This window comes from Mycobacterium sp. 1245852.3, from assembly GCF_001669335.1.
In the GTDB taxonomy this organism is placed as follows: Bacteria; Actinomycetota; Actinomycetes; order Mycobacteriales; family Mycobacteriaceae; genus Mycobacterium; species Mycobacterium europaeum_A.
This window is the reverse complement of the sequence record NZ_LZLL01000162.1, coordinates 1-6,097: the sequence shown is the minus strand read 5'-3', so window position 1 is coordinate 6,097 and position 6,097 is coordinate 1. Positions and strand designations below refer to the sequence as shown.

The 6,097-nt window shown below is 69.7% G+C and carries 4 protein-coding genes and 1 pseudogene; all 5 read right to left on the bottom strand.

Going from position 1 to position 6,097, the window contains the following annotated elements; genetic code table 11:
• Window positions 1-252: 252 nt before the first annotated feature.
• Window positions 253-3,117, bottom strand: coding sequence for an Rne/Rng family ribonuclease (locus A9W96_RS07215; RefSeq protein WP_067138653.1), 2,865 nt, complete (start codon window positions 3,115-3,117; stop codon window positions 253-255).
• A 344-nt stretch (window positions 3,118-3,461) separates the two neighbouring features.
• Window positions 3,462-3,872: a nucleoside-diphosphate kinase gene (gene ndk / locus A9W96_RS07210; RefSeq protein WP_066876069.1), complete on the bottom strand. Its 411-nt coding sequence runs from the start codon at window positions 3,870-3,872 to the stop codon at window positions 3,462-3,464.
• Between the two features lie 74 nt (window positions 3,873-3,946).
• Window positions 3,947-4,327 (bottom strand): DUF4233 domain-containing protein, encoded by a 381-nt coding sequence (locus tag A9W96_RS07205; RefSeq protein WP_066876070.1) that lies wholly within the window; start codon window positions 4,325-4,327, stop codon window positions 3,947-3,949.
• Entirely contained in the window at window positions 4,324-5,775 is a 1,452-nt protein-coding gene (locus tag A9W96_RS07200; protein ID WP_067138651.1) for a folylpolyglutamate synthase/dihydrofolate synthase family protein, read from the bottom strand. Before A9W96_RS07200 ends, A9W96_RS07205 begins: the two co-directional genes overlap by 4 nt.
• Before the next feature lie 7 nt (window positions 5,776-5,782).
• Window positions 5,783-6,097 (bottom strand): annotated as a pseudogene (locus A9W96_RS07195) (valine--tRNA ligase); the annotation flags it as partial.

Sequence of the window (6,097 nt, the reverse complement as noted above, 5' to 3'; positions counted from 1 at the left end):
GACCTTGTACTGCTTGCCGCCCGTCTTCACGATTGCGTAGGTCGCCATCGTCGTTCTGCTCCTTCTTCTAGCCGCTGCTCTGCGCGTCGCGCGCCAACCAGCCGCGGTGCACGTGGTGGGTCTGGGTGCGGGCCTGCGCCGATTACCCGGGAGTCCCGCTGCCGCCGGCCGAAGTTTTCCTCGTCCGGCCTGACGACAACTGTCCAAGGGTACGTGACCAGCGGCTACAGGGTCAAACCGGGCATGACCGGCTCAGTCCGCGTGGATCGGCGGGCCGGCCGGCCGGCCCGCCGCGCGCCTGCGTCGGGGCCGAGCCGGTCCGGCCTGTTCGGCCCCACCGGAGAACTGGCCGGCGTCGGTGTCGTCGGAATCGTCGTCCTCGGTGTCCAGGTCCTCGTCGTCGTCGTCGAGCTCGAGATCCTCGTCATCGTCGCCGAGGTCCTCTTCGTCGTCGATGTCCTCGTCGTCGTCGTCGTCGTCGAGGTCGTCGTCGTCCGAGTCCTCGTCGTCGGTGTCTTCATCGTCCTCGTCGTCCGAGTCCTCGGTGTCCTCGTCGTCGGTGTCCTCGTCGTCGGTGTCCTCGTCGAAGTCCTCTTGGTCGGTGTCCTCGACGCCGCGCGCCGCCTTCTCCTGCTCCAGCTCGTCGGTGGCTTCAGTGGCCTCGTCGGAGTCGTCCTCGGAGTCGCCCTGCGTCGAGGAGCCGGCGGCCATCGCCTTGAACATCGGATGCTCGCCCGGAGCGTGGGCGGGCACCTTGGCCACCACCTGCTCTTCGGCCTTGTTCTTCTTGCGCCTGCCCCGGCGGCCGCCGCCACCGGATTCGGACTTGCGCCCGTTCGACGAGGCCGAGTCCACCGGGTCGGCGTGCAGCAGGATCCCGCGGCCACCGCAATTCGGACACGACGTCGAGAAGGCCTCGATCAGGCCGGTGCCCAACCGCTTGCGGGTCAGCTGGACCAGGCCGAGCGACGTCACCTCGGACACCTGATGGCGGGTGCGGTCGCGGGCCAGCGCCTCGGTCAGCCGGCGCAGCACCAGGTCGCGGTTGGACTCGAGCACCATGTCGATGAAGTCGATGACCACGATGCCGCCGATGTCGCGCAGCCGCAGCTGGCGCACGATCTCCTCGGCCGCCTCGAGGTTGTTCTTGGTGACCGTCTGCTCGAGGTTGCCGCCGGACCCGGTGAACTTGCCGGTGTTGACGTCGACCACCGTCATGGCCTCGGTCCGGTCGATCACCAGCGTGCCGCCCGAGGGCAGCCACACCTTGCGTTCCATCGCCTTGGCGAGTTGCTCGTCGATGCGGTGCACCGCGAACACATCGGGACCGTTCTCGGCGGTTTCGTATTTGTTCAGCTTCGAAACCAGGTCGGGCGCAACCGAATTCACGTAATCGTTGATGGTGGTCCAGGCTTCTTCACCGGACACGATGAGGCCGGCGAAGTCCTCGTTGAACAGGTCGCGGATGACCTTGACCAGCACGTCGGGCTCTTCGTAGAGCGCCACCGCGGCGCCGGCGGCCTTCTCCTTGATCTCGATGGCCTTGGCCTCGATCTGTTGCCAGCGCTCCTGCAGGCGGGTGACGTCGCTGCGGATGTCCTCTTCTTTGACGCCCTCGGACGCCGTGCGGATGATCACACCCGCGTCGGACGGCACCACTTCGCGCAGGATCTCTTTGAGCCGCTGACGTTCGGTGTCGGGCAGCTTGCGGCTGATCCCGGTCGACGACGCCCCCGGCACGTAGACCAGGTAGCGGCCCGCCAGTGACACCTGCGTGGTCAGCCGCGCGCCCTTGTGTCCGACCGGGTCCTTGCTGACCTGGACGACGACGTAGTCGCCCGGTTTGAGCGCCTGTTCGATCTTGCGATCGGATCCGCCGAGCCCGGCGGCTTCCCAGTTGACCTCACCGGCATAGAGCACACCGTTGCGGCCGCGGCCGATGTCGACGAACGCCGCCTCCATCGACGGCAGCACGTTCTGGACGATGCCCAGGTAGATGTTGCCCACCAGCGAGGCCGACGCGGCCGACGTGACGAAGTGCTCGACGACGATGCCGTCCTCGAGCACCGCGATCTGGGTGTAGCGCGAGCCCTGGTGCGGCGGCTCGGTGCGGACCCGGTCGCGCACGACCATCATCCGCTCGACGGCCTCGCGGCGGGCCAGGAATTCGGCCTCGGTCAGCACCGGGGGGCGGCGCCGTCCGGCATCGCGGCCGTCCCGGCGCCGCTGCCGCTTGGCCTCCAGCCGCGTCGAGCCGTTGATGCCCTTGATCTCGTTGTTGGCGCTGGCGGAGTCGTCTCCGCCGCCGCCCTTGCCGTTGCGGGGCGGGCGCTCGTGCACCACGGTGTTCGGCGGATCGTCGGGCGACGAGCCCTCGTCGTTGTCGTCGCCGGATCCGGATTTGCGGCGGCGGCGCCGGCGGCGGCGCCGATTGCCGCCATCCGCCGAACCGTCGTCACCGTTGTCGGAGTCGTCGGAATCGTCCGAGTCGTCGGTGTCCTGGCCGTCGGAGTCCTCGGCGTCGCCGGAGTCGGGTTGGCCGCCCTTCTTGCCCCGCGGTTGGCCCTCGTCGTCGTCGCCGTCGTCGCCCTGGCCGTCGGGTCCGCCCTGCTCACCGCGTCCGCGACCGCGACCGCGGCGGCCGCGGCGGCGCCGCTTGTTCGACGGCCGGTCGGCCTGCTCGTCATCGTCGGAGTCGGCGTCATCCGAGTCGTCGCCATCGTCGTCGCTGCCGGCGTCGTCCTCGCGGGCGTCGATCGGCTGGGGTGCGACGAACAACGGCATGTAATGCGGCCGCTCGGCGGCGGTGTCGGGGGTCTCGAGCAGCAGCCGGGATTCGGGCTCCTCGGCTGCGGCCGCCGGCGCGGGGTCCGCATCTTCCGGGGTTCCGGCGGGCTGTGCGGCCGCCAGCAGGTCTCGCACCCGCACCGCGTCGTCGCGGTCCACGGTGGAATGCGCGCTGCGGATGCGCCCGTCGAGCTCGCTGAGCGCGTCCAGCACCCGCTTGCTGGTGGTTCCCAACGTTCGGGCCAGCGAATGAACTCTCAGGCGGTCCGGCAGTTCCTGCGGCCGAGTCGATTCTTCTGATGGGTCTGCAGTCGGTGCACCGTCTACCACGTATTCTCCTCAAGCCCCCGGGCGCGTCGTTGCGACGCGGCCACGCGAGGGCTTCGCTATGGGCCCGGGTCACTTCTCCCGGACTTGTGATGGTCTCGCCCCGAGCGGCCCAGGATCGCAGACCCACTCGGCGCCGTGCTGAATGACGGCCTGACATGCAGCGAACCAAGGCGACGGGGCTATTGGTCGCGCTTGTCTAAGTCTTCATTCGGGTGTCTGTCGCCGGTCCGGCGACGTTCACCCGAGACCAGTATCCCACATCACGTGGCGGTCCCAGCCACACCTGAGCCAGCCCGCGCCAGCAAAGTCGCTGCGGACCGCGCCGCGGCGCCATCACCGCAGCTCTACGCGTTGGGAAACCAGAGCGCGATTTCCCGCTTCGCGGATTCGGTGGAATCCGACCCGTGCACCAGGTTGAGCTGCGTCTCGAGCCCGAAGTCGCCGCGGATGGTGCCGGGAATCGCCTTTTCCACCGGGTCGGTCCCGCCCGCGAGCTGCCGAAACGCGGCGATCGCGCGGGGCCCCTCCACGATGGCCGCCACCACCGGTCCGGAGGTGATGAACTCCAGCAGCGAGTCGAAGAACGGCTTGCCCTCGTGCTCCGCGTAGTGCTGGGCGGCAAGGTCGCGGCTGACCGCCCGGAGCTCCAGCGCGGTGATGGAGAGGCCTTTGCGCTCGATGCGGCCGATGATCTCCCCCACCAGGTGCCGCTGGACGCCATCGGGCTTGATCAGTACCAATGTCCGTTCGGTCACGGCGGACAGCGTACATAACCGGGCGGCGAAGAGTCGGGCGACGGCGGTCGGGAGGTCATCGCCGACCCGCGCCGCTAGCCCTGGCGGCGCCGGACCTCGGCCCGGAAGTAGGCGATCAGGGCCCACAGCCCGGTGAACAGCACGCCGATGAACCCCACCCCCGGATAGACCGCGAAGCCGGCCAGCAGGATCGCCTGGACCCCCAGGTTGGCCCAGATCGCCCAGGGTTTGCGCTGCACGCCGGCCATCAGGATCAGCAGCACGGCCAGCCCGATCAGGTAGCTCAGCGACACCGTCGTCAGGCCGCCGCCGACCGCACCCACCACCGGGATCGCCAGCAACACCACGATCGCTTCCAGGATCAGCGTCAACGCCATCACCGCGCCAAAGCTCCGCCACGGGTCGGCCTGCGGCGCCGGGGCCTGCTCGTCGGGGTTCTCGGGGACGTCGGTCATTGCGGATCACGACCGAACAGGGTCCGGGCCGCCCCGGCGGTGACGACCGAGCCGGTGATGACGATGCCGGTACCGGAGAACGCTTCGGCCGGCCCGTCGGTCGCGGCGTCATCCACCAGCGCGGTCGCGACGTCGATGGCGTCGCGCAGGTCCTCGGCGGTGCTCACGCGGTCGGGCCCGAACCGCTCGCGCGCGGCCAGGGCCAGCGATTCGACGTCGAGTGCCCGCGGGGATCCGTTGTGCGTGATCACGACGGCGTCGAACACCGGCTGCAGGGCGGCGAGAATGCCGTCGACGTCCTTATCGGCGAGCACGCTGAGCACCCCGACGAGATAGCGGAAGTCGAACTCGTCGGCCAGGGTCTGCGCCAGCGCGGCCGCGCCGGCGGGATTGTGCGCGGCGTCGATGAATACCGTTGGGGCGCTGCGCATCCGCTCGAGCCGGCCGGGGCTGGCGACGGCGGCGAAACCGGCGCGAACCGCGTCGACGTCGAGCTGGCGCTGCGCACCGGCGCCGAAAAACGCCTCGACAGCCGCGAGGGCCAGCACGGCGTTGTGCGCCTGGTGTTCGCCGTGCAGCGGCAGATAGACATCCGAATACACCCCGCCGAGGCCCTGCAGCTGCAGCACCTGCCCGCCGATCGCCACCTGACGGCCCAGCACCGCGAACTCCGAATCCTCGCGGGCCACCGCGGCGTCGGCCTGCACGGTTCGGTCCAACAACACTTCCATCGCCTCGGGCGCCTGACGCGCGATGACGGCCACGGTATCCGGCGCTCCCTCGGGCGCGCGGGTGATGATGCCGGCTTTCTCCCCCGCGATGCCGGCGAGGTCGTCGCCCAGGTATTCGACGTGGTCGATGGAGACCGGGGTGATGACGGCGACCGGGGCGTTGATCACGTTGGTGGCGTCCCAGCGGCCGCCCATCCCCACCTCGACGACCGCGACGTCGACGGGGGCGTCGGCGAATGCGGCGAACGCCATCGCGGTCAGCACCTCGAACTTGCTCATCGCCGGCCCACCGTCGGCCTGCGACTGCGCATCGACCATCTGCACGAACGGCTCGATCTCGCGATAGGTGGCCACGTACCGGGCCGGGCTGATCGGCTTGGAGTCGATCGAGATGCGTTCGACCGCCGATTGCAGGTGCGGGCTGGTGGTGCGCCCGGTGCGCCGGTGCAGCGCGGTGATCAGCGCGTCGATCATCCGGGCCACCGAGGTCTTGCCGTTGGTGCCCGCCACGTGGATCGACGGGTAGGCCAGCTGCGGGGAGCCCAGCAGGTCCAGCAACGCGCTGATCCGGGTCAGGCTGGGCTCGAGCTTGGTCTCCGGCCAGCGCTGGTCCAGCAGGTGTTCGACCTGTAACAGCGACGCGATCTCGTCGGGGGTGGGGACCGGGTCGGGAAGCTCGGTGGGAACCTCGTCCTGCGGCCACTCGGGCTCGGTCATCGAACGCTCACTGCAGCCCGGCTAGCCGCGCGTTGATCCGCTCGGTCTCCTCCTGGGCCAGGCGCTGACGGTCCCGGATCTTGTCGACGACGTGTTGCGGCGCCTTGCCTAGGAAGTCCTCGTTGGCCAGTTTGGCGGTGGTCGACGCGAGCTCCTTGTGCGCCGCGGCCAGGTCCTTTTCCAGGCGGCGACTTTCGGCGGCGACGTCGATGGTGCCCGAGGTGTCGAGCTCGACGACGACGGTCCCGCGGCGCAGCCGGACCTCCACCGACGCCGACGGTTGGAACTGCGGGCCCGCTGCGGTGAGCCACGCCAGCGAGGT

Excerpts from the sequence above, each read along its gene's own strand:
- A9W96_RS07205 (WP_066876070.1), bottom strand. The coding sequence starts at position 4,327 with ATGACCGACGTCCCCGAGAACCCCGACGAGCAGGCCCCGGCGCCGCAG.
- A9W96_RS07200 (WP_067138651.1), bottom strand. The coding sequence starts at position 5,775 with ATGACCGAGCCCGAGTGGCCGCAGGACGAGGTTCCCACCGAGCTTCCC.